This window comes from Acinetobacter sp. YH12099 (assembly GCF_013419195.1).
In the GTDB taxonomy this organism is placed as follows: Bacteria; Pseudomonadota; Gammaproteobacteria; order Pseudomonadales; family Moraxellaceae; genus Acinetobacter; species Acinetobacter towneri.
Map to the genome: position 1 here is coordinate 58,100 of NZ_VPAP01000001.1, position 23,757 is coordinate 81,856.

Here is a 23,757-nt window from a genome sequence, read left to right on the forward strand (position 1 = left end):
TGAACGCATTTGCAATGATGTGTTATCAATTTTTACCAAATCATCTTTAACTTTAAGACGTATAACAAGCAGGATTAACAACATATTGCGGGCGACGTCCTTCCAGCGCATCAACTAAATTTTTATAGGCTAAGTTTGCCATTTGTCGACGAGTTGCTGCAGTTGCTGAACCAATGTGCGGCAAAGTCACGACATTATCTAACTCAAATAATGGTGATTCTTGCAGTGGTTCTTTGTCATAGACATCCAAAGCTGCGGCAAAAATTTTGCCTGCTTGTAAGGTCTGAATAAGTGCCTGCTCATCAATGACCGAACCACGCGAAATATTGACCAAAATTGCATGAGACGGCATTAAATCAAGTTCACGCTGACCAATTAAGGCTTTAGAGTCTGCATTTAAATCGACTGCCAGCACCACAAAATCAGACTGTTGCAGCAATTCATCCAGACTTAAATATTCTGCATTAAATGCCTTCGCCACTTCCATTTTTTCACGACGATTGTGGTACACCACATTCATATTAAAACCATGAAATGCACGCCGTGCGATAGCCGCACCAATATGCCCCAAACCTACAATACCAATGGTTTTACCATAAATATCCTGTCCAAACTGCGCTGCACCCACGGTACGTTTCCATTGCCCTTGTTTAGTCCACCGATCTAAATATGGCACTTGTCGTGCTGCACTCATCAATAAAGTAAAGGCTAAATCTGCTGTGGTTTCAGTCAAGACATGCGGTGTATGGCAAAGACTAATCTTTTGTTGGGTTAAATAATCTACATCATAGTTGTCGTAACCGACACTTACACTCGAAATCACTTTGAGTTTAGTCGCAGTATGTAAGTTACTTTGATTAAGCAAGCGCCCTGCACCAATCATGCCATCGGCATCTTGCACATGCTCAAGCAACTGTTGATTCACGTCACCCAACTTCGGGCTGACCTGCACCACCTGATAATCTTGCTCTAGCTTACTTAAAATTTCTGCATCAATTTGACTAAACACTACCACTTTTTTACGCATGATTATCCCTGTTTCGTGTCTACAATTGCTTGTATATGTAGAGTTTTAAATATCTGAATTGACTTAGGCTTTAGGCTGTAACGATGTGATTTGTATCGCATCCCACAGACTTTTTTTCAACAGCGGTTGATCTAACATCTCTTGCAAGCTGGCTAAATGCAAACATTGTTCAGATTTAAAATGTGGTAATTGACCTAAAATCAGCATGTTTTTATCTGTGCTCAAGACATCAACAAAACCTTGCACATAATTTTCTACCCCGATGCCGTCTTGTAATACTTCTAAAGCAAAAGGCCATTGCAATACGTGATATTCGGCCTGTAGCGCATGTTGAATATTACGCCACAATTGTTGCTGTTCCTGACTCAAGGTAGTGCTTTCTACCAAAATGACACAATGTGGCAACTGCAAAGCTTCAATACTAAATGCTTCAATTTGCAGCATGACACGCGCTTCAGGAACAACTTCTGGCGCGGCCGCTTCAACTGTCGTATGTTGCGGAGATGGTTCTTGCTTAGGCTTTTCGTGAATAATCGGCTGTTGTTGTTTTAATTGTTGAGGTACTGCAGCAGGAACAATAATTTCGCTGTGTATTTCAGGTGCAGCTTGGTCGCGCCAAACCGATGATTGTGGCAAAGTTTGAGACACAGCCGTTCTGGAAACCCAAATATCGATTCCCAAACTGGCTAAAATGTCACGCTGATGCCCCATCATGTTTATCATCACCTATCTAATTTTTCGCTGCACGTATTTATCACAGAACAACATGCAAGATAGCACCTATTCTACCTAGAAAGGCTGCACAATGCTGTGCTTTCTTTCACCCAATCTGACCTATTCGTATTTTTTCAAAATCTGCTTTAAACACACCTAGTCAATCAGTGTCACACAATCATCAAACTGTTTTGTTTTTGCATTTGCTCGACAATTTCTTCGGTTTTAAAACCTAAACGCCAATAGAGCAACTCCAAAACATCCAATTCATCTTGGGTGATAATACGGTCATTCCACAAACAAATTTCAGCAATGCCTAACACCATCAGTCGATCACGCAGCAGCAAACCTGCCATATCATTTAAAATTTCTGATAAATCAATCGGTTCATCTGAAATTTCTTCATAATCAATCAATTCATCTGCAGTTAAAACACGTTCTAAAATACGTTCACGTACATCTAACTGATTAACACTATTAATTTGCTGCACATGCAATAAAGCATCGATTAAACGTACAATTTGCGGTTTAACTTCGTGTAACGCTGCAGGTGTATGTAAAGGCAGCAAGTTCAATTCAAACTTAATACGTTCAAGCAGCAAGGCATCCAACAAACCAATCTCGCCATCTTCCTGAATGATTTTTGCCAATTTGGTTAGAAACTGCCGTGCGATACTCAGCGGCATACCACCAATATTTTTACACGCTTCATGGAAAATCGAGATATGTACTCGCCCATCCAAATGTAATAAAGCATCTACAATTGCACGACTCACTTCTGCTTCAGCAGGAATAAATTCACGATATTGGCGAATCATCAAAATAGCGACAATCACCTCACGCGAACCCGTTGCCGTTTGTAAGGCACGCTGAATTAGCTCTGGACGCGGCATGTTATTGCGAATTTCAGGCTTGAGTGGCTTAATTGCATCATTAATTGCAAAGCTAATCGGCGACAAGCGCAGCAAAGGCAAAGGTTGCGGCGAGCTCCACGGCGCATAATATTCAGCATTCATTTCTTCTAACGAGCGAAATAGGCTAAACAAAGGCTGATTGCGTAAACGCTTCAAATTTTCGAGTTGTAAGTCTTGCACCAAGGTTGGATCAAGCTCAAAAATACGGGCTTCAATACTTGGATGAATATTCATCCAGCTTTGTGGACTGAGCGAGTTAGCAAAGCACATGTGGGAAATCGATTCTGAATATTCACTATGAATTTGCGAACCCGCATGGTGTACATAAATGCGCAGCAAGGTTTGAATATTGGCATTGTTTTGAATCCGGCGTTTGGTTTTTAAATCATTTTTAAAAGTACGCCCACTCAAACTAATGTATTTGATTAGACGAGAAATAAGTACACCTAAACTGCCAATTAGCCAAATACCGCCACCTACGGCCACAAAAAATGTAGCAAGCTTATGTGGCGGTGCATCACGGTGCTGACCAAAACCCAGTTTGGCAATACTGCTGCCCCATTTACTGAATGTGGTTAAACTGCTGTAAAGAATTTTCAGCTTAGTGTTATCAATGGTTTCACCACTTAAAATATGGTTAAACTCATGACTCAATAAGCCATAAAGCTCCTGCTCATCTAAATTTTGTAATGCGCCCCAAGTCAAAACAATTACAATATCTTTATCACTAAAGCCTGCAGTTAAAGCATTTACACCAATCTCATCTGGCAAAACATAAACTGTTGGAATTTGAATTTGAAAAGTATCTGCCAGTTGTTCAGTAATTTTTAATGCCGTGCTTTCTTCAGGTGTACTTTCAAATTGTGTTAAACGACGTGCGCCAAGTTGTTTCGCAAGCGAATGTCCGCCTGAGCGAAAGACATAAAATTCCAAAATAATGGAAAGCGCCATAATTAAGAGCAGCAACGTAATCCAATACGGGCTCAGACTGTGCCAATAGATGGATTGTGTGGAGTCCACATAATAGACCAAAAGCCCTAATACGGTATTTAAGATAAACAACGTCAAAGCCACTGCAACCAGACACAAGATTGCAGACCAAATCATATTTTTATTTTTAATCAAGTAACTACTCACAGCCTTCAATGTAAACATCCTGAATTACATTGTATTTGACCCACCCATCATAAATGAAAAAAGCGGGAATTTCCCGCTTTTCTCTGTGAGGTAATCAGAAAAATGATTAGCTCTCTTTTACACCTGTGAGGTCAACTGATGCAGCATCAATATTGACATCAATGTAGCCATCTTTGCCTTTTTTGGCTAAGTCGTTACGCTTTTGTTCAAGATCGTTTAAATACGCCTCATCAATCCCACCAGCCACATAAACACCATCAAATACCGAGCAATCAAACTCAGTTAAATTTGGGACTTTGTGCGTACGCACCGCTTGTTTTAAATCATCCAAATCTTGGAAGATTAAGCGGTCTGCGCCAATAATTTCACGAATTTGCTCAACATCACGATTTGAAGCAATCAACTCGTCTTTAGCTGGCATATCGATACCGTACACGTTTGGATATTTCACCATAGGTGCTGCAGAAGCAAAGAACACTTTTTTTGCACCTGCATCACGTGCCATTTGAATGATTTCGTTACAGGTCGTGCCGCGTACAATCGAGTCATCCACCAATAGGACATTTTTGCCTTTAAACTCAAGCTCTACAGGGTTAAGTTTTTGACGGACAGATTTTTTACGCAATTGCTGACCCGGCATAATAAAGGTACGTCCGATATAACGGTTTTTCATAAAACCTTCACGGAATTTAATACCTAAGGTATTTGCCAGTTCCAAAGCAGAAGTACGCGATGTATCTGGAATTGGAATAACTACGTCAATGTCGTGCTGTTCGCCCCATTCACGGGTAATTTTATGTGCCAATTTTTCACCCATTTTAAGGCGGGCTTTATACACTGAAATACCATCAATGGTTGCATCTGGACGTGCAAAGTACACATATTCAAAAATACATGGACGATATTCAGGTTTAGCGGCACATTGCTGGGTAAATAATTCACCTGCGTCATTAATAAAGATCGCTTCACCCGGCGCAATATCACGTTCAACTTTAAAGCCAAGTGCAGTAATTGCCACAGATTCTGATGCAATAATATATTCCATGCCCTGTTCAGTTTCACGTGAACCGTAAATCAATGGACGGATACCATTTGGATCACGGAAGCCAACCAATCCTTGACCTGTAATCATAGCAACAACGCCATAAGCACCCTTACAACGCTCATGCACACGGCTGATCACATGAAAAATATCTTCTGAAGTTGGGTTTAATTTGCCACGTTTTTGCAATTCATGTGCAAATACGTTCAATAACACTTCTGAGTCAGAATCGGTGTTCATGTGACGTAAATCTGTTTTAAACAGATCTTCGTGAATTTCTTCGGCATTGGTCAAATTACCATTGTGTGCCAAAGTAATCCCGTACGGCGAGTTCACATAAAATGGCTGCGCTTCGGCACTGCTTGATGAACCTGCAGTTGGATAACGCACGTGCCCAATACCATAATTACCTTGCAACGCACGCATGTGACGTGTATGGAATACATCACGCACCATACCGTTATCTTTACGCAAGAACAAACGCCCATTGTGGCAAGTTACGATCCCAGCTGCATCCTGTCCACGATGTTGTAACATCGTTAATGCATCAAACAACATTTGGTTAACAGGTGATTTACCAGCTATACCAACAACTCCACACATAGCAACCTCGCAGACCAGCTAGGGATTAATAAAAAGGATTATTCGTTGAGCCATCTGCGCCAGAGCGATTTTCTTTTGCGTCAGATGCGATGTCGGAAGATGGCGCGGCATCTTTCGACTTGATGTGCTGTAAAGCCTCATTGGCAGCGTCTTTGGACAGTTCTGTTGCCCACGGTGCATACGGCAATAAAGTTTGTACAAATTTAGACTGTTTCCAATAAGGCGAGCTTTCGACCCAAGGACCAATGCCTTGAATGGTAATAAGGACAATGAGTAAGCCTTTCAAGGTACCAAATGCACCGCCTGCCAAACGATTTAATGGGCCAAGCTTCAAGCTCTTTAAAACACCATTTAGAACAGCGGTTACAATCCAGGTCAGTACCACAATTACCAAGACAATAAATGCAAAGGCTGCAATTTTTTGTACCACAGGATCGCTACTGAGTGCTGTCATCGAAGGTGCTAGGACAACTGCATATTTTGCCGCAACAATTAGGGCAAAAATCCATCCTACCAAGTTCGCAAAGGCTTTAATAAATCCTTGTCGCAAACCGTTCAACCCTCCAATAAGCAAGAGAATCAGAATAACGATATCAATGGTATTCATAAGTTATAAGGCGTTCACACAATCTTGAACCAACTCAGGACCTGCATAGATTAAACCACTATACACCTGAACCAAGCTTGCACCTGCATTTTTTTTGGCAACCGCTTGTTCGCCCGACAAAATGCCACCGACACCAATTAAAGGAATTTCACCTTTCAGTGCTGCTGAAAATGCTGCCAAACATGCAGTACTTTTTTCAAACACAGGCGCGCCCGATAAACCACCAGCTTCATCGCCATGCGGCAAGTTTTCTACGCCTTCACGCGACAAAGTGGTATTGGTCACAATCAGGCCATCAATTTTGAATTGCAATAATTGCTTGGCAATAAACTGAATATCTTCAGGGTCTAAATCTGGAGCAACTTTTAAGACCAACGGCACATAATGTTGATGTTCTTCTGCCAACTCCAACTGACGCTGTTTGAGGGTTTGCAATAATTCAGTCAGCGCATCACCACTTTGCAAACTGCGCAAATTTTTGGTATTGGGTGATGAAATATTTACAGTAATATAAGAGGCATAGTTATAGACTTTTTCTAGACAAATCAGATAATCATCTACCGCATTTTCAACAGGCGTATCGGCATTTTTACCAATATTAATCCCTAAAATACCTTTAAATTTTGCCGCTTTGACGTTTTCAATCAGCTGATCGACCCCATCATTATTAAAACCCATACGGTTAATAATGGCTTTGGCCTGTGGAATACGGAATAAACGTGGATGCGGATTGCCCGCTTGAGGACGTGGCGTAATGGTGCCAATTTCAATAAACCCAAAGCCTAAACCAGCCAAGGCATCAATATATGCACCATTTTTGTCTAGACCTGCTGCCAAACCTACTGGATTAGGGAATTCAATTCCCATACAAGTCACAGGTTTCGCTACAGTCTTTTGACGCATCAAGCCCATTTTATGGCTCGATTTCAATAGTGATAGTGTCAGCTCATGTGCACGCTCTGGTGCTAAAGAAAATAACAACGGGCGGGCTAGAGAATACAACATATCTGCAAAAGTCTACTGCTTTCTAAGTCGCCATATTATAGGCTTAGCCCAGTCAAAACGCTATGCTTGACATGGGTTTATTTTCCGAGTTTCGGACTTTATTTTTAACCTTTACTGGACTGTCGCTGTTAATTTAATCTGCCCTGCTTCAGAAATTAATTCCATTTTTTCGATACTTAAACCCATTTGCGCCAATTGGGTTAAAAAATTTGCCAACACAGCATAATTGGCATGACTCGCCACCAGTAGCATCTTGTCACCACTTTGCTGCGAAGCAACCGATAAACCCTGTTGCTGAGCCACACGCTGAATTTTATCGGCTGCACTGAGTTGTGCATCATTGGCAGGTTTCATGGTGACTGCATGACTTTGCATCACCACCACCAAATCTTTAAGATCATTCACCCGTTTTTGCTGTTTTTCGGCTGCGGCATGCATATACCACAACGCAGAACCCACAGCAGCAACGATCACAAAGATTGTGGTAAATACCACCAAAACACGTTCACGTGTATTTAAACGATCTAGATAATCTTGTATCAGTTCAATACGTTGATCGAACCAAGTTGACATTTTTTCCATGGCTTTCATTATTGTATTTTCACCAATCCTACTGCACCTGACGCGCTCGGCTGAATATTACCCAGCTCGACCTTAAAACCCTGCTGATTCAATTGCTGAGTGAGCGCTTGTAAGGTCGCTGCCGAGTTGGCATTCAATTCCATGTTCAACATATTGGCATCAAAACTCACACGATTGGCCACAATTTGATTTTGCATCAACACAGGGCCAACACGACTGAGCAATTGCAGCGCTTGAGTATCTGCATTTTTACTCATGCGTACCTGACTTTCAAACTGGCTTTGAATATTTTGTTCGGTAATACGACTATTTGCACCAAACCAATATTGATATTGTTCTATGGCTTGAACCGCTGTTTGATCTGCTACTTTTTTAAGTTTGCTCCAACGCAGTGCATCATAGCTAAACTGTACAATTAAAATCCCAAGAAATACTGCTGCACAGGCTTTCCAATAACCTGAAACACCCGTGTCTTGCTTGGATTTTGGCAGCATATTGAATGGATGCTGTTTGGCTTTCACTAATGCAGGTACTACATAATGAAAGCTTTCTAATTGTTCTTGTGTTGCAAATGCTTCAATACTTTGCATTTGTTCTGCACTAAAGTTGGTGATTTTATAGTTTCGTTCTGCAGTTTGATAATCTAGATAAAGCGCCAGATCATCAACTGAATAACCTAAAAATTCACTTTCACGTACCAACAAGCGTCCGCAAATATTTCCAATCACCGTTTGCCCTACATCAGGTTGCGGCAAGATTAAAAAGTCAGGTAACAATGCACTGATTTTAACTGGCAACAAACTTAATACATGCAAATAGGTTTCAATACTATGCTTAGCAACTCCCAACACGGTTATTTGCTCAGGTGGCTGAAAATGATGAACCACCTGCATCGCATCAATTGGCAATACGGTATATTCTTCTAATAAATACTTCACACCATCGGTACCCAATTGTTTATATTGGGCTTTAGGTAAAGTTTGTTGCATAATTTGCACATCACGGCTTGGGAAAAACACCACAGCATCTTTTCCTTGAAAAGATTGCAATGCCTGAATCAAGGCATCAAGATTATCTGCCTGTGTCCAGTGTTCCCCATTTGACCATTGCCAAACCCCATTGGCTTCTGGCATCCATAAATACAGCATTATTATCGTTCTACCGTTGAATTGTATTTAACTTTATACATTTATTTTATGCGTTTGGAATAAAACTTTTGATTTGGGTTGAAAGTCCCGCAGCAATTACTGCCTGCTCATAAATACGTGCTTCTGCCAAATGATAGGGATGGAAAGATTCTGAAGTCAAAATTTCTGCCATGTGTGCCACCACATTCATGTGACACACCACCGCAATTGACTCATACGGCAATTGTGACAACCATTCCACCGCAACTTTTGCATCATCTTCAGGTTTAATGGCATTGCAGACCACCACAGGCACATCTTTAAAATATTGCTGCAAATGTGCCAAGGTTTCTTGTGCACGCAATAAAGGACTGACTACAAACACATCGGGCTGAATGATATTTTTTAAATAATCTGCCGTTTCTTGTGCTTGTATATGACCACGCTCAGTCAATGGACGCTGATGATCATTGCCCATAATCGCAGGAGCGGCTTCACCATGACGAACAAGAGTCAGTTGCATAGAATTTCCTTATAGGATGATACACATTAAGTTGTGTCAATTTAACTCAAATTATGCGCTCAGTATAACCTGAGAATATGACAATTCAGTTCACCAAACTGTCATATTCCACGCAAGTTTTTACCTACTGTGGCGCAGTTTTATGGATGTAAAACTAAACTTGATGATGCGGCAAGACAAATTCCACATCACTGCGATGTCCATTTTTCATTAAAGACAGTGCAATATTCATAGGCGGCGCACCTTCAAAAATCACTTCATAAAGCGCACAAGTGATTGGCATATACACATCTAATTCATTCGAGCGCGCCCGCACTTGTACAATGGTATTAATGCCTTCGGCTGTTTGCCCCAATTCTTCTGTGGCTTGTTCCAAAGTTTTACCTTTACCCAGTGCATAACCCACTTGATAGTTACGACTCAATGGACTGCTACATGTTGCAAACAAGTCACCGACACCAGACAACCCTAAGAAGGTCAATGGATTTGCACCAAGCTTAACCGCAAAACGACTCATTTCTGCCAATGCACGGGTTAAAATCATACTCTTGGTATTTTCACCCACGTTATAAGCGGCTGCCATGCCCATCGCCACAGCATAAATATTTTTTAGCGCACCGCCTAATTCCACACCATTCACATCATCGCTGGCAAAAACACGGAATAACGCACTGTGTAAAGCTTGCTGCACCGCATAACGCACCAATTCAGAATGACTGGCAATAACCGTACCTGCAGGCTGCCCCGCCACAATTTCTTTGGCAAGGTTCGGGCCAGACAATACACCATACGGCACTTCTGGCAATTCTTCACGGATAATATCGCTCATAAAACTAAAGGTTTTGGCTTCAATACCCTTGGTTAAAGACACCACTGCTTGTGCGCTAATAAAAGGTTTAATTTGGCGCAACACATCACGGAAAGAATGACTTGGAATAGCCACTAAAATAATGTCACGGTCACGAACTGCAGTTTCCAAATCTGAAACGGCTCTTAAACCCTGCTCCAACTGAAAATCTGGCAAATAACGTCGATTAATATGCGTTTCATTAATTTCTTTGGCAGTCGCTTCATCACGAATCCAAATCATCGTGTCGCAGCCATTACGCACTGCTGTATTGGCCATTGCTGTACCAAAACTGCCACCACCTAGCACTGTAATGCGTAACGCAGTTTTTCGATCTATTGCAACAGGTTCAACCAAATCGGCAAAATTTAACTCTGACATTATTGTTATATCCTAAAAATAAAGACTTATGCGTTCCAATAACGAACATAAGCTTGCGTATTCAACTCAGCGCGTGCAGGAATGGCTTTAGCCGCTGTTCCCACATAAATAATGCCTGAAATTAAATCATCTGCATTTAAGTTTAAAGCTTGTTTCAGCAAGTTTGACTCAACGACTGCACCACTGCGCCACATACTGGCAAAACCCTGCGCCTGCAAAGACAATAAAAAGTTCTGTACCGCAGCACCTGTACTTAAAGTCTGCTCAAAACATGGCACTTTTGGATGATCCTGAAATTGTGTTAACGCCAACACTAAAAGTGGCGCACGAAATGGATGCTGTTTCACTCGCTCCAACTGAACCGCATCGGTTTCGCCCATGTCTGCCAAGGCTTGAGAAAGTAACTCACCAAATGCTGCACGTTGCTCGGCAGTAATCACCACAAAGCGCGTAGGTTTTAAACGATGATGATCTGGCGCGGTTAAAGCTGCCTGAAAAGCCATTTCTAGCTGCTCAGTATTTGGTGCAGGTTCAACTAACTGCCCCGTAGACTGACGTTGATGAATATTTTGATGAACGATTTCTACCGCTGTATCCGTCATTGACTTATATAACTATTTCAAAAAGCTCGGTTAAGATTAGCATAAACTCAAAAAATTGCGCTATTTCCGTATGCTTATTTGCAAGATTCTGATTAGGGTCTATATGTCTGCACTTTTAAGATGAACCTGCTCAGCACATCTAAACAATGATGCTTTGACGCATTCATCTATAGTTTAAGAGCATGAAAATACATTATGGATTGGGTTTGATGTGTATAAATGAATGACGAATTATCAACACAGCCTATACAGTGTCTACATCTAAAACCATCCATATTATGTTCAACTAGATCAAATTGTTATTTTCAATCTCTACACATTTGAATTGAAATATCATCAACAAACAATACGCGCTACAGCGTTTTAGCCCCGAGGTAGATATGAAAAAAATAGTCGCCTTTTCTAGCCTTGCCGTTTTTGCACTTTTAACCGCATGTGCCACCACGCCAAATAATTCTCTTGCCATTCAAAAAGAAAACAACCTATATGAAGTCACAGGTTTAGGTAAAAGTAATATTATTGCCAAAAATAATGCAATTACAGCTGCCAATAAAACCTGTGGTACTCGTGCCGCTCCAGTCTTGGTTGATGAAAAAACATCTTATAACGGCGCACTCAAAGGTGTAGTCGATGAGCAAACGGGACAAATGATTCAGGCGGCAGCAACTGTTTTAGGTACAATTGCGGGACGTAATACTGATATTGCCCGTGATGATGATTATCAAACTGTGCTGACCTTTAGATGTCAGGCAAAGTAAATTATTACAGCACGACATAAGAAGCAAATACAAAAAAGTCGCTCCACTGAGAGCGACTTTTAAACTAAGAACAGCAGGATTTAAACTAAAAAATAGCTTAAATGAGTAATTAGCAATAACCATCTAAACGTGTTAATGGCAATTTTTGACCAATGGCTTTTTCAATTTCTGGTAAATAGAACGCATCATCTTCCGACAAGAAGCTAATACTCACACCACGTGTACCTGCACGACCTGTACGACCAATACGGTGCACATAATCATCTGACTGTTCAGGCAAAGTGAAATTCACCACATGCGAAACACCATCGACATGAATACCACGCCCTGCAACGTCTGTTGCAATCATGATGTTATGTTTGCCATTTTTAAACTGATCCAGCATTTTTAAGCGTTTGTCTTGGGCAATTTCACCTGACAACATCACCACTTTATAGCCATCACGCTTTAAATGATCATAAAGCTTACGCACCTGATCACGCCGATTGGCAAAAATCATGACTTTTTCAATCGGCTCATCACGTAAAATTTCTTCAAGCAATTTGTATTTATCGGTTTTGGCAACCATATATACCCGTTGCTCAACATCGGCATTGGTTTTCTTTTCAGGTTCAATTTCGACTGTAACAGGTTCAAATAACCACTGTTGAGCCAAGTTCAACACATCATAACTAAAAGTTGCCGAGAACATTAACGTCTGACGCTGTTCCTTACGCGGTGAATAACGCACAATACGTTTTACCGATGGAATAAAGCCCATATCCAGCAAGCGGTCTGCTTCATCAATCACTAAAAACTCAATCTGATCTAGCCAAACTTCTTTTTGTTCTACAAAATCAATCAAGCGCCCTGGTGTCGCAACAATAATATCGACAAAGTTTTTATTGAGTTGTGACTTTTGCTTATCAAAATCTACACCACCCAACAAAGTCACCACATTTAAGTCGGTAAATTTGGTTAAGTCTTTTGCATCACTTTCGATTTGCAAAGCCAATTCACGCGTAGGCGCTAAAACCAATGCACGTGGTTCACCACGATAACGCTGTCCTTGAATTGGGTTATTCAATAAATCGTTGATCACACTAATTAAAAAGGCAGCAGTTTTTCCTGTACCTGTTTGCGCACGACCAATGGCATCATGTCCAGCCAAAGTAAATTTTAAAACCTTTTGCTGAATTGGCGTCATTTCCTTGAAACCCAAAGCATCAATAGCCTGTTTCAATTGCGGATGTAAATTTAAGGTTTCAAAACCAGATGACATAAATATGTGCTCGAACTTATACAGACAAAAAACTGACCTATTATAAACAGAAATACAAATAAAAAACGCCCCAATCAGGATTGGAGCGTTTTTTTAGAATAATCGAGTGATTAGTCTAATGGCTGTACTTCTTCAGCTTGGAAGCCTTTTTGGCCTTTTACTACGCTGAATTCAACACGTTGGCCGTCACGAAGTGAACGGTGGCCGTCACCTTGGATCGCACGGAAGTGAACGAATACATCGTCGCCGCCATTGCGTTGGATAAAGCCAAAGCCTTTAGTGTCGTTGAACCATTTAACTACGCCTTGTTCACGAGCTGTCATAAGTTAATCCTCATTGATTAAAAAGAAGGACCACCCGGTGTTGCAAACAGCAGAGCAAACAAAGTTTAAAAATATTTTTATTTCTAAGCTTGTAATCATTCTGTATAACTATTAACAAAATCCCGGTTACATCCATTTGTAATAGGGCGACAAACAACGATTGTCTATCTAAAATCCTAAATACGCATCGAGCTTAACACGGGTTTATGACAATTAATAGATTTTTTTTGATTTATCTTGTTCAGTTTGAAACGATTTGAACAAATGGAAAATTTTTATTTCTGTTAAGTGACTTAGCACAATTTTGATCTATAAATTTTATTGCAAATATCTCACAAAATAAGCCAATTCTCTTGCCCTTATGCGCAGTAAGCCGCGCAATGAATAGCCCCGATGCTTCAGATGAAATTTATTTGGGATTTGTGAGCGAATTTGCTAGTATGATCATTCTGTTTTTTAAGGCGAATTTTTACTTCAATGCTGTGTGATGCTGAACAACCTATCATAGTGATTGATGCCATGGGACAACCTTGTCCTATGCCTTTATTGATGCTGAAACGTGCCCTTAAACATTCAGATTCTGCACGGTTTTTATTGAAGTCATCTGATCCGCACAGCCAGCAAGATGTGGCGCGTTATTGTCAGTTACATCAATACGGCTGTGAAGCAAGTCAGATTTCGGCAACAGAGTTTCATTATGTGATTGATGTTGCCAAGCCAAAATCATCGCAATAAGTGCATCTATTTGATTGTTCATTTGTTTTAATGACTTAATATTCGCCGCTTATTGCTATAAAGATTTACATATCTACACCAATTTTACTTATTTAAGTAGAATATTGGCATTAAGATAAAGACATCGGTTATTTTACCTACCCAATCCTATAAGGAGATCTCATGAGTGACAGCAGCAATCAGTTGATGCCCCTGTCATTATCTGCACCAGGGGTAAACCTCGGGGCTTATATTAGTACTGTTAACCAAATTCCTATTTTAACGGCTGAACAAGAAAAAGAGTTAGCCGAGCGTTATTATTACGATCAAGATTTAGACGCAGCCAAAATGTTGGTCATGTCGCATTTACGTTTTGTGGTGCATATTGCACGAAGTTATGCGGGCTATGGTTTACCGCAGGGCGATTTAATTCAGGAAGGCAACTTGGGCTTAATGAAAGCCGTGAAACGCTTTGACCCGAATATGGGCGTGCGTTTGGTGTCATTTGCCGTGCATTGGATTAAAGCTGAAATTCACGAATATGTTATTCGTAACTGGCGTATTGTTAAAATTGCCACCACCAAAGCACAGCGTAAATTGTTCTTTAATTTGCGTAGTCTCAAAAAATCTAGCAAAAAACTGACGCTTGAAGAAGCACAATCTATTGCCAATGACTTAAATGTAACTGCAGAACAAGTCTTGGAAATGGAAGGTCGTTTAACCGCTTATGACGCAGCTTTTGAAGCACAGGGCGATGATGACGATGAAGGTTCAACTTATGTTGCACCTGCATTGTATTTGGAAGATAACCGTTACGACCCTGCACGTTTGGTCGAAAACGAAGACTACGAAGAACAAAGCACTTCTGCCCTACATGAAGCCATGGAGCAGTTGGATGATCGTTCACGTAACATTTTGCAGCGTCGCTGGTTAGATGATGATAAATCGACCCTGCATGAATTGGCAGCAGAATATAATGTTTCAGCAGAACGTATTCGTCAGCTCGAAAAAAATGCCATGGAAAAAATTAAAGTGGCAATGTCATCAAACTAAACTGACACTCTCAAGATGAATACAAACACATCGAAAAATAAAATTGGGCAAACTGCCCTTTTTTATTGTCTTGGATTTGTACAACCCACATACGGGCAGGCAATTCTCAGATTTTCCCAAGCTTAAAAATGTGCTAAGGTTAAGCGCAAAATTAAATAGGTCAATTTGCGTATGTGGATTGCAATTTCTGCCTTGAATTTAGCGGTTGCGGTATTACTTGGTGCATTTGGTGCACATGGTTTAAAAGCCCGTGCAACTGAGGTTCAATTGGATTGGTGGCAAACTGCAACAGATTATTTTTTCTATCATGCTCTTGGACTTTTGGCATTAGGCATCTTAGCTAAAGTGATTCCACAACTTCCCATTAAAGCCAGTTTTATTCTAATCCAACTGGGTATTTTATTTTTCTGCGGTTCACTTTATATCATGGCATTGGACATTGTACGCGGCTTGGGCATGATTACCCCAATTGGTGGTGTGCTCATGATTGCGGGCTGGCTGACCTTAGCATGGCAAGCCATGAAATATGCTAAATAAAGCTCAATTGTATTTTGTAATTTTGAAGATGGATTCACGGTCATGCAAATTTATCTGAATGGCGAAACACAACAGACCTCTCACACGACCCTGTTACAACTGATTCAGGCATTAGATTTAGAAGGCAAACGTTTTGCTGTGGAGCAAAACGAAAAAATTATTGCCAAAAGTAAACTTGCCGAAACCCCTATTTGCGATCAAGACCGCATTGAAATTATTCATGCCGTTGGTGGCGGCTAAACTCGGAGCACCCATGCAAGATACCTTTAAAATTGGTTCACGTACCTTTAATTCACGTTTATTGGTGGGTACGGGCAAATATAAAGATTTAACCGAAACAGATTTGGCGATTCAAGCCAGTGGCGCAGAAATTGTCACGGTTGCCATTCGTCGTGTAAACATTGGGCAACATCCAGATCAGCCAAACTTACTTTCCGTAATTCCACCAGAAAAATACACCATTTTGCCAAATACCGCAGGCTGTTTTGATGCCAACAGTGCCGTGCGCACCTGCATGCTGGCGCGTGAATTGCTAGATGGTCACAACCTTGTCAAACTGGAAGTTTTGGGCGATGAAAAAACCCTTTACCCAAATATCACCGAAACTTTAAAAGCTGCACGCACGCTAATTGACGATGGTTTTGAGATCATGGTCTACACTTCCGATGACCCGATTGTGGCGCAAGAATTGGAAAGTATGGGCTGCGTGGCAATTATGCCATTAGGTAGTTTAATTGGTTCAGGCTTAGGTATTCTTAACCCGCATACCATTTCGATTATTAAAGAAAATGCCAAAGTACCTGTATTGGTAGATGCAGGTGTGGGTACTGCCAGTGATGCTGCGATTGCAATGGAATTAGGTTGCGATGGTGTGCTGATGAATACTGCAATTGCAGCAGCACAAAACCCAGTGCTAATGGCATCTGCGATGCGTAAAGCAGTAGAAGCAGGACGTGAAGCTTATTTGGCAGGACGTATGCCACGTAAGCGTATGGCGAATGCCAGCTCACCTGAAACGGGTTATTTCTTTAAATAATCATTAGGGTCTTTTCCAAGTCCGACAACTCAAATAAAAAGACGTTAAGTGTTAACTCAACGTCTTTTTTATTATCTGATTCTGGCAAGTAAAAGCCGATTAAGGAATCAAGCCTTCATCACGCATAGCAATTTGTACCGACTGACGCGCAGCAACTTTATTACGGATTTCAACCACATGGCTATACGGAGTTAAATCATGCTCAATATAGTTTGACCAATTAGTGATAACAAACAAATACGCATCGGCTGGACCAAAGTTATCATCCACCAAATATTCATGGTCTGATGATGCAATCGCTTGATCAATATAAGTCAACAAGCGATCAATTTCTGCATAGGCTTTTTCTTTGGCTTCTGCATCTAAAGGCGCGCCAAAAAATACTGAGTAAGCGTCATGTAATTCAGAGTTTAAATAACCCAACCATTCCAATACTTTAGCACGACCTAAACCAGATGGCGGAATTAAATCCTGTTTAGGGTCTTGCTGCGCTAAAAATGGCAATAGCGCTACGTTTTCCGTCAAAATTAAACCTGGGTTAATTTCTAAAGCAGGTACATAACCTTTAGGGTTAATTTCATAATAATCGGCACCCTTTTCTGTTTTATGGGTTTTTAAATCTACACGCTCAATATCAAAATCGACATTCACTTCATTTAAAATAATATGTGCTGCCAAAGAGCATGCGCCAGGTGAATAATAAAGCTTCATATTTGATCCTTGTTATATAACTATCTCTGTTGTAAATCGCTTGTCACAAACTTGCAAGTGATTGAACCTATAAATTGCAAAAAAGCGTAAATGTCTTAAAAAGCCCTTACGCTTTGACTATCCTGCAAAAGACAGGCTTTTTCAAGTCTGTTTTGCCTGCTTTTTTATCTCTAGATGTTTTAACATACAGCCCTTTAAAGTTTCATGAAATTGAGATTGTGATTAGCCTGAAAAAAGAAGAATGGTTTTCCAATATCCGCACCGATTTTTTGGCAGGTTTAGTGGTGGGTTTGGCATTAATTCCTGAATCAATTGCCTTTTCGGCTATAGCAGGCGTCGATCCGCAAGTCGGCTTATATGCATCGTTCTGTATTGCGGTCACGATTTCTTTTTTTGGTGGGCGTACTGCCATGATTTCTGCCGCGACAGGCGCTATGGCATTACTGATGATTACCCTCGTCAAAGAACATGGTTTGCAATATTTATTGGCTGCAACAGTACTCACAGGGCTGATTCAGGTTGTGGCAGGTTATTTTAAAGTTGCCAAACTGATGCGTTTTGTTTCGCAATCGGTGGTTTATGGCTTTGTAAATGCTTTGGCGATTTTAATTTTTGTGGCGCAACTGCCTGAATTATCGAAAATGGATGGCTTAGGCTATTTATTTGTAGGATTAGGTTTAGCGGTAGTCTATCTGTTTCCATACATTCCTAAAATTGGTAAAAGCATTCCCTCGCCTTTGGTCTGCATTATTGTGCTGAGTGTGGTTGCTTTATTACTTGGTGCAGATATGCGTACCGTAAGCGATTTGGGACAATTTCCCGACACGCTGCCTATTTTTCTAGTGCCTGACATTCCACTGAATTTTGAAACTTTATTTATTATTTTTCCTTATGCCATGACCTTAGCCACAGTCGGTTTACTCGAAACCATGATGACCACTACGATTGTCAATGAAGCCACAGGCACAGAAGCAGATCGGCATCAGGAATGTCGTGGTCAGGGTTATGCCAATATTGTTAGTGGCTTTATGGGCGGTATGGCAGGCTGTGCCATGATTGGGCAATCTATTATCAACGTCAGTTCTGGGGCGCGTACACGGCTATCTACACTTACAGCAGGCGTATTTTTGCTGTGCTTGGTGGTTTTTCTCAAAGATTGGTTGGCATATATTCCTATAGCAGCCTTGGTTGCGATTATGATTATGGTGTCATTCACGACTTTTAACTGGGATTCCATCCGTAATTTTAAAAAGCATCCGAAACAAAGCAATATAGTCATGTTAGCTGTGGTGATTGTGGTGTTAGCTACCCATAACCTTGCTTTGGGTGTTTTTGTTGGCGTACTGCTTTCTGCTTTATTTTTGGTGAATAAACTGGAAAGTGAAGTTAAAGTCAGTTCGTTTTTATTGGGCGAACATACCCGCCAATATGTGATTTCAGGGCAAATTTTCTTTAGCAGTTCAGAAAAGTTTTATCAGTTTTTTGATTTTTCAGAAGATATTAGCAATGTCACCATCGACTTAACGCATGCGCATATTTGGGATATTACCTCTGTAAATATGCTGAATAGCGTGGTGAACAAATTTAAAGCCCAACAAATTAAAGTGCATATTATTGGATTGAATGAGGCCAGTCATACCTTAATTGATCAATACAGTACCCATTCGTAATTATTGTATTAAAATACCGTTGATGATGTTAAATGCTGAATCTTAATGATTCGGCATTTTTTATGCTCAAAAGATGCAGATGTATCGCAATCTTGCACGGCGCTGCGAAAAAGAGCGAAAAAATTTGACTTCAATGGCTCAGGACTTAAAATACCGCATTCGAATTTATTAGATTTGCCAAAATTATGTCGAACGATCAATTAGACCAGCACGTTGTCGAGCTGGACAACCTCAACGAGCATCGTGAAATTGTAACGTTCATGCGCCGTTCTTCACCATTGAATACGTCACAACGTAGCGCCTTGGAACAATACGGCGACTTAATTTTGGAATATCCTGTTGGCGATTTACGTCAACATTTTGAACACCCTGAACGCCCGCTTACAGTAGAAATTGGTTTTGGGATGGGGCGTTCTTTGGTACTTATGGCGCAGGCCAATCCTGAACGTAACTTTGTCGGGATTGAAGTCCATATTCCAGGGATTGCACAGTGCGTTTATGAAGCAGGTACAGCAGGTTTAAGCAACTTACGTGTCTTAGATGCCGATGCAATTCAAGTACTGCGTGAAATGCCAGACAATAGCATTGATACGGTGCAGTTATATTTCCCAGACCCATGGCAGAAAAAACGTCACTTCAAACGCCGTTTTGTTGCTCATGAACGCATGGAATTGGTAGAGCAAAAATTAGTGTTAGGTGGTACGTTCCATGCAGCAACCGACTGGGAACCGTATGCAGAATGGATGCTGGATGTATTGGACAACCGTCCACGTTTAGAAAACTTGGCGGGTAAAGGCAATAGCTACCCTCGTCCTGAATGGCGTCCACAAACTAAGTTTGAACGTCGCGGAATTGAAGCAGGTCATAAGATTAATGATTTTATCTTCAAGAAAATTAACTAATTTCTGCTAGAAAAGAATGCTTCCACTGGGAAGCATTTTTTATGTGAACTCGTTTTATCTCATCAAATGGCTAAGATTGATGCCGCTTTAAAATCTGTTGACTCATCATCGCATAAACTTTGGCAAGTTCATGTTGCTGCCCTACTGCCAATAAGTCCTGATGCATTTTTAAAATATTGTGATCGCCCCGCATGGCAGGCCCTGTTTGCATTTGACGCGGATCATTTTGGGTTGCTTTATGCGCAGTTTCCAAAATAAGAGGATACAGCAAACTAAAATCTACTTGCTGAGCATCGACCACTTGCTTAGCCATGTCATAACAATAATTACTAAAATTACAGGCAAATACCGCAGCCAAATGCAAACTCAAACGCTGTGCTGAAGTATAGGCATAAACCCTTTTGCTTAGGCTATTTGCCAAAGTCATTAAAAGCTGTTGATCTTCAGCAAATGCAGCTTCTATAAATAAAGGCGTTTCTGACCAATCAATTTCACGCTCTAAACTAAAGGTTTGTAAGGGATAAAATACCCCTGAACGCGCATGATGCTGTTGCAATATATCTAGTTTAGTACTGCCAGAGGTATGCACAATCAACACATGATTTAAATCACGATGAACTTCCTGAATCACCTGTGCAATGCCCTGATCACTCACTGCAATAATCACTAAATCTAGATCTGAATGAAATTGTTCTACTTCTGCAATTGCTTCTGCGCCAACCTGTGCAGCCAACTGCTGTGCCTTGTCCAGACTGCGGCTATAAATTTGCACAATTTGATGCTGTGCGTTTAAAACATGAGCCAAATGATGTGCAACGCGCCCTGCACCAATCAAACTAATTCGCATAATATTTTCAGATAAAATAAGATGAAATAATCTGCACACAGCATGCCAATAAAAAAAGGACGAAGCAATTCGTCCTGATGTTTTTTGTTTGATATTGAATAGATTTAGAATTGACGCAAAGTTAAAATCTGCTCACTACGTCCAAATGGCCCTTGGGTATCATGCAAAACTGCACTCGTTAAGCCAATTCCATCTTCACCATATTGTTGTGTTACTTCCAAGCCTAGCCATTCGCCTTGCGGTAAACGGTGTAAATGCATTTGCAAATCTAAATTTGGAAAACCCCAGCCCGCATTCGGGTCTAAGCGTGGCACTACGCCATTGGCGGTATCCACCATCCCCAATAAACGCACAAAACTAGATGTGCTTTGATTTTCAACCATATCCAATTGGTTTCTTAACCAAACGATGCCCTTACCTGCACGACGATCTAAATGCGCACGGGTTTCAATGCTTTGAATATAGCCGCCTGGCCAACAACGCATGCCATCCCAATCGGGCAAATATTCAGGGTTTTCTATCGGTAAATCTTCCAATCCTGCAATTGCGCGTGTATCTGAGGTTTTCATTTTCCATGCACGCGCCACAATACAGGTTTTTCCTTCAGCACACATTTCCGCTTCAATCAGCTCAATGGTTTTACCCGGTCGAATCATACGGGTGGTTATACTAAATTCACCAAAGGCAATTAAGCCAAAAATATCTAAACCGACCCGACCAATTCGCATATCATCACGCGGCATAAATTGCTCAAGTTCTGCACACAAAATACCCGTTGCAGGTGCCATGTGTTGTTCATGCGGATTCCACGCGCCTTGTGCATGAATGTTGCAACGATAGTGCGCAGTACAGCCACCATCGGCATGTTGTTCACGTTTGAGTAAAGTGTAATATGCTGACATTTTGTCTCTTTCCCTGATCTAACTTTTCTTGTGCGGATACTTTTACTACAAAGATTACTGACTAAATAATGTTATTTATCAACTATTTCTCTGCAAAAAAACCATAATAATTCATAAGTTGACAATATGTTTTACACTGACGAAAACCCACTTGAGTAAGCAATGCTGCCTGCGCATCTGCCATAATTAAATGAAAATCATCGGCCAGTCGTGCAAGCATTTTTTCCGCTTGAGTCGTAGTTAAACCACAATCCAAAGCCAAATTCTGCATCCAGCGCAGTTCTATATTTTCAGTCTGCTGCATCAGATCATAGCTTAATAAAATCGCTGTAGGTTTTAATGTTTGGTAAATATCTTGAAAAAATAATGTTTTTTCTGCGACTGGCACAAAATGCGCCACCAAAATCGCCAATGCCGCATCAAACTGCAAATTTTCAACCTGCGCTTGTTGGGCAAATTGGTGGGTATCTGCCTGTATAAAACGTACTCGCTCATGCCCTGCCACAGACTGAATGTTTTTTTCTGCCTGCTGTAACATGCTTAAAGATGGGTCGATGGCCGTAAATTGCCACTGTGGATGTTGCTGCAGTAAATACTGCAACTCATAGCCTGTGCCACACCCCACCACTAAAACTTGTGCTGTTTCGGGCAAATGACTACTTAAAATTGCATTGATGTGTTGATGTACCAATTCATATCCGGGAATGAGTTTCCGAATATGACTGTCATAGCCTGCAACCACAGTTGCACTGTGAAAATCTTTTGCCATATCACATGATTCTTCTTTAATTTACTGACATTAAATATCTGAGTCTTTTTCAAGATCTGCTTAAGCCACAGCCATTGCATCTACCGACAATTCCGAAACGGTTGGCTTGGCACGTTCAGGCACTAAGCCTAATTTTTGGAACAATTGTTTGTCTTTGCCTTCGCCTGCGTTTGGTGTGGTCAAAAGCTTTTCACCTGAGAATAACGAGTTCGCACCTGCCATAAATGCCAACGCCTGATCTGAATCAGATAATGATTCACGCCCTGCAGATAAACGAATATAGCTGTTTGGCATGATAATACGTGCAACTGCAATGGTACGAATCCACTCAATCACATCCAGTTTTTCTACTTCAGCCAATGGTGTACCTTCAATCGGAACTAACATATTGATCGGCACAGATTCAGGATGTAACGGTAAAGTCGCTAATTCATGTAATAAACCAATACGGTCTTGGGTATCTTCACCTAAACCGACAATACCGCCACTACATACTTTCATACCTGTTTGACGCACAATATCCAAAGTGTTTAAGCGATCATCAAAACAGCGGGTACTAATCACATTAGGATAATACTCACGCGATGTGTCTAGGTTATGGTTGTAATAATCTAAGCCTGCATCTTTTAAGCGTTCTGCCTGCGATTGGTTTAACATCCCTAAAGTCATGCAAGTTTCTAAGCCCAGAGCTTTGACTTCACGCACCATTTCCAGAACATAGGGCATATCGCGTTCATGCGGATTACGCCAAGCAGCGCCCATACAAAAACGTGAAGAGCCTGAGGCTAATGCTTCTTTGGCTTCCTGAATGACTTTATCAACTGCAATACGTTTTTCAGCTTCAAGCTGTGAATCATAATGCGCAGATTGCGAGCAATATTTACAGTCTTCAGGGCATTTGCCTGTTTTAATAGACAATAAGGTACTGACTTGTACGGTATTGGCAGCAAAATGTTGGCGATGCACACGCTGTGCTTCAAAGACTAAATCCAGAAAAGGTTGTTCATATAACTGCTGAATTTCTTCTCGAGTCCAATCATTGCGTACGGTCATTATTTTCATCCTTGATTATCACGCATCATGCTTAAACTTGTGCCATCTTTTATTAAGCCGAGCATGCGATATATTTTTAGTGTGATTATTCCTGTATAGAGTATCCCTTT

General features: G+C 40.9%; 26 protein-coding genes. 8 read left to right on the forward strand and 18 right to left on the reverse strand.

The annotated features are described in order from the left end of the window. Positions 1-52: 52 nt before the first annotated feature. From FTU39_RS00320 to FTU39_RS00370, 11 genes are all read right to left on the reverse strand, one after another. Entirely contained in the window at positions 53-1,027 is a 975-nt protein-coding gene (locus FTU39_RS00320) for a D-glycerate dehydrogenase (RefSeq protein ID WP_104851813.1), read from the reverse strand. Positions 1,028-1,090: 63 nt separating this feature from the next. After that, positions 1,091-1,741 carry a hypothetical protein gene (locus tag FTU39_RS00325; RefSeq protein WP_179988426.1) on the reverse strand — a complete coding sequence of 217 codons (651 nt, stop codon included), beginning with the start codon at positions 1,739-1,741 and terminating at the stop codon, positions 1,091-1,093. 170 nt (positions 1,742-1,911) lie between these two features. After that, positions 1,912-3,801, reverse strand: coding sequence for a M48 family metalloprotease (locus FTU39_RS00330; RefSeq protein ID WP_180051639.1), 1,890 nt, complete (start codon positions 3,799-3,801; stop codon positions 1,912-1,914). Between the two features lie 97 nt (positions 3,802-3,898). After that, positions 3,899-5,437 carry an amidophosphoribosyltransferase gene (gene purF / locus FTU39_RS00335; protein ID WP_180051581.1) on the reverse strand — a complete coding sequence of 513 codons (1,539 nt, stop codon included), beginning with the start codon at positions 5,435-5,437 and terminating at the stop codon, positions 3,899-3,901. Positions 5,438-5,462: 25 nt separating this feature from the next. After that, positions 5,463-6,044, reverse strand: coding sequence for a CvpA family protein (locus FTU39_RS00340; protein ID WP_004971476.1), 582 nt, complete (start codon positions 6,042-6,044; stop codon positions 5,463-5,465). 3 nt (positions 6,045-6,047) lie between these two features. Next, entirely contained in the window at positions 6,048-7,049 is a 1,002-nt protein-coding gene (locus tag FTU39_RS00345) for a quinone-dependent dihydroorotate dehydrogenase (RefSeq protein WP_004971477.1), read from the reverse strand. Between the two features lie 111 nt (positions 7,050-7,160). Further along, on the reverse strand, positions 7,161-7,640 hold the full coding sequence (gene gspM / locus FTU39_RS00350; protein WP_096902527.1) for a type II secretion system protein GspM: 480 nt from the start codon (positions 7,638-7,640) through the stop codon (positions 7,161-7,163). After that, positions 7,640-8,779: a type II secretion system protein GspL gene (gene gspL / locus FTU39_RS00355; protein ID WP_180051582.1), complete on the reverse strand. Its 1,140-nt coding sequence runs from the start codon at positions 8,777-8,779 to the stop codon at positions 7,640-7,642. The genes gspM and gspL overlap by 1 nt, the downstream gene beginning before the upstream one ends. Before the next feature lie 46 nt (positions 8,780-8,825). Next, positions 8,826-9,281, reverse strand: coding sequence for a histidine phosphatase family protein (locus FTU39_RS00360; protein WP_096902529.1), 456 nt, complete (start codon positions 9,279-9,281; stop codon positions 8,826-8,828). 154 nt (positions 9,282-9,435) lie between these two features. Further along, on the reverse strand, positions 9,436-10,509 hold the full coding sequence (locus tag FTU39_RS00365; protein WP_004971486.1) for an NAD(P)H-dependent glycerol-3-phosphate dehydrogenase: 1,074 nt from the start codon (positions 10,507-10,509) through the stop codon (positions 9,436-9,438). Positions 10,510-10,535: 26 nt separating this feature from the next. After that, positions 10,536-11,111: a nitroreductase gene (locus FTU39_RS00370; protein WP_004971488.1), complete on the reverse strand. Its 576-nt coding sequence runs from the start codon at positions 11,109-11,111 to the stop codon at positions 10,536-10,538. A gap of 380 nt (positions 11,112-11,491) precedes the next feature. Between FTU39_RS00370 and FTU39_RS00375 the strand changes: the two genes are divergently transcribed. Beyond that, the gene (locus tag FTU39_RS00375; protein ID WP_004971490.1) at positions 11,492-11,869 is read left to right on the forward strand and encodes a hypothetical protein; all 378 of its coding nucleotides are present in this window, start codon (positions 11,492-11,494) and stop codon (positions 11,867-11,869) included. A 109-nt stretch (positions 11,870-11,978) separates the two neighbouring features. On the opposite strand, the gene rhlB is transcribed toward FTU39_RS00375, so the two are convergent. Both rhlB and FTU39_RS00385 read right to left on the reverse strand, forming a co-directional pair. After that, positions 11,979-13,130 carry an ATP-dependent RNA helicase RhlB gene (gene rhlB / locus FTU39_RS00380; protein WP_004971493.1) on the reverse strand — a complete coding sequence of 384 codons (1,152 nt, stop codon included), beginning with the start codon at positions 13,128-13,130 and terminating at the stop codon, positions 11,979-11,981. A 110-nt stretch (positions 13,131-13,240) separates the two neighbouring features. Beyond that, positions 13,241-13,453 (reverse strand): cold-shock protein, encoded by a 213-nt coding sequence (locus tag FTU39_RS00385; protein ID WP_004648643.1) that lies wholly within the window; start codon positions 13,451-13,453, stop codon positions 13,241-13,243. A 477-nt stretch (positions 13,454-13,930) separates the two neighbouring features. Between FTU39_RS00385 and FTU39_RS00390 the strand changes: the two genes are divergently transcribed. From FTU39_RS00390 to FTU39_RS00410, 5 genes are all read left to right on the forward strand, one after another. Next, the gene (locus tag FTU39_RS00390) at positions 13,931-14,188 is read left to right on the forward strand and encodes a sulfurtransferase TusA family protein (protein WP_004971495.1); all 258 of its coding nucleotides are present in this window, start codon (positions 13,931-13,933) and stop codon (positions 14,186-14,188) included. A gap of 162 nt (positions 14,189-14,350) precedes the next feature. Continuing rightward, positions 14,351-15,220, forward strand: a complete 870-nt coding sequence (gene rpoH, locus FTU39_RS00395) for an RNA polymerase sigma factor RpoH (RefSeq protein WP_004971496.1) — start codon at positions 14,351-14,353, stop codon at positions 15,218-15,220. 171 nt (positions 15,221-15,391) lie between these two features. Beyond that, positions 15,392-15,757: a DUF423 domain-containing protein gene (locus tag FTU39_RS00400; protein ID WP_178318505.1), complete on the forward strand. Its 366-nt coding sequence runs from the start codon at positions 15,392-15,394 to the stop codon at positions 15,755-15,757. Positions 15,758-15,799: 42 nt separating this feature from the next. Further along, positions 15,800-15,997, forward strand: a complete 198-nt coding sequence (gene thiS / locus FTU39_RS00405) for a sulfur carrier protein ThiS (RefSeq protein WP_104851805.1) — start codon at positions 15,800-15,802, stop codon at positions 15,995-15,997. 13 nt (positions 15,998-16,010) lie between these two features. Further along, entirely contained in the window at positions 16,011-16,793 is a 783-nt protein-coding gene (locus tag FTU39_RS00410) for a thiazole synthase (protein WP_004971502.1), read from the forward strand. A 99-nt stretch (positions 16,794-16,892) separates the two neighbouring features. Here FTU39_RS00410 and FTU39_RS00415 read toward each other — a convergent pair whose 3' ends face one another. Further along, positions 16,893-17,504 carry a glutathione binding-like protein gene (locus FTU39_RS00415; protein WP_131261343.1) on the reverse strand — a complete coding sequence of 204 codons (612 nt, stop codon included), beginning with the start codon at positions 17,502-17,504 and terminating at the stop codon, positions 16,893-16,895. Positions 17,505-17,722: 218 nt separating this feature from the next. Between FTU39_RS00415 and FTU39_RS00420 the strand changes: the two genes are divergently transcribed. Both FTU39_RS00420 and trmB read left to right on the forward strand, forming a co-directional pair. After that, on the forward strand, positions 17,723-19,174 hold the full coding sequence (locus FTU39_RS00420) for a SulP family inorganic anion transporter (RefSeq protein ID WP_180051583.1): 1,452 nt from the start codon (positions 17,723-17,725) through the stop codon (positions 19,172-19,174). Positions 19,175-19,359: 185 nt separating this feature from the next. Then, positions 19,360-20,076 (forward strand): tRNA (guanosine(46)-N7)-methyltransferase TrmB, encoded by a 717-nt coding sequence (trmB, locus tag FTU39_RS00425; protein ID WP_004971514.1) that lies wholly within the window; start codon positions 19,360-19,362, stop codon positions 20,074-20,076. Between the two features lie 70 nt (positions 20,077-20,146). Here trmB and FTU39_RS00430 read toward each other — a convergent pair whose 3' ends face one another. The 4 genes from FTU39_RS00430 to bioB form a co-directional block, all read right to left on the reverse strand. Next, positions 20,147-20,923: a Rossmann-like and DUF2520 domain-containing protein gene (locus tag FTU39_RS00430; RefSeq protein WP_180051584.1), complete on the reverse strand. Its 777-nt coding sequence runs from the start codon at positions 20,921-20,923 to the stop codon at positions 20,147-20,149. A gap of 104 nt (positions 20,924-21,027) precedes the next feature. After that, a complete protein-coding gene (locus tag FTU39_RS00435; protein WP_104851802.1) occupies positions 21,028-21,825 on the reverse strand; it encodes a thioesterase family protein in 798 nt (265 codons plus the stop codon). An 82-nt stretch (positions 21,826-21,907) separates the two neighbouring features. Beyond that, positions 21,908-22,594: a class I SAM-dependent methyltransferase gene (locus FTU39_RS00440; RefSeq protein WP_004971520.1), complete on the reverse strand. Its 687-nt coding sequence runs from the start codon at positions 22,592-22,594 to the stop codon at positions 21,908-21,910. Between the two features lie 60 nt (positions 22,595-22,654). Next, positions 22,655-23,647: a biotin synthase BioB gene (gene bioB, locus FTU39_RS00445; RefSeq protein ID WP_004971522.1), complete on the reverse strand. Its 993-nt coding sequence runs from the start codon at positions 23,645-23,647 to the stop codon at positions 22,655-22,657. Positions 23,648-23,757: the final 110 nt, after the last annotated feature.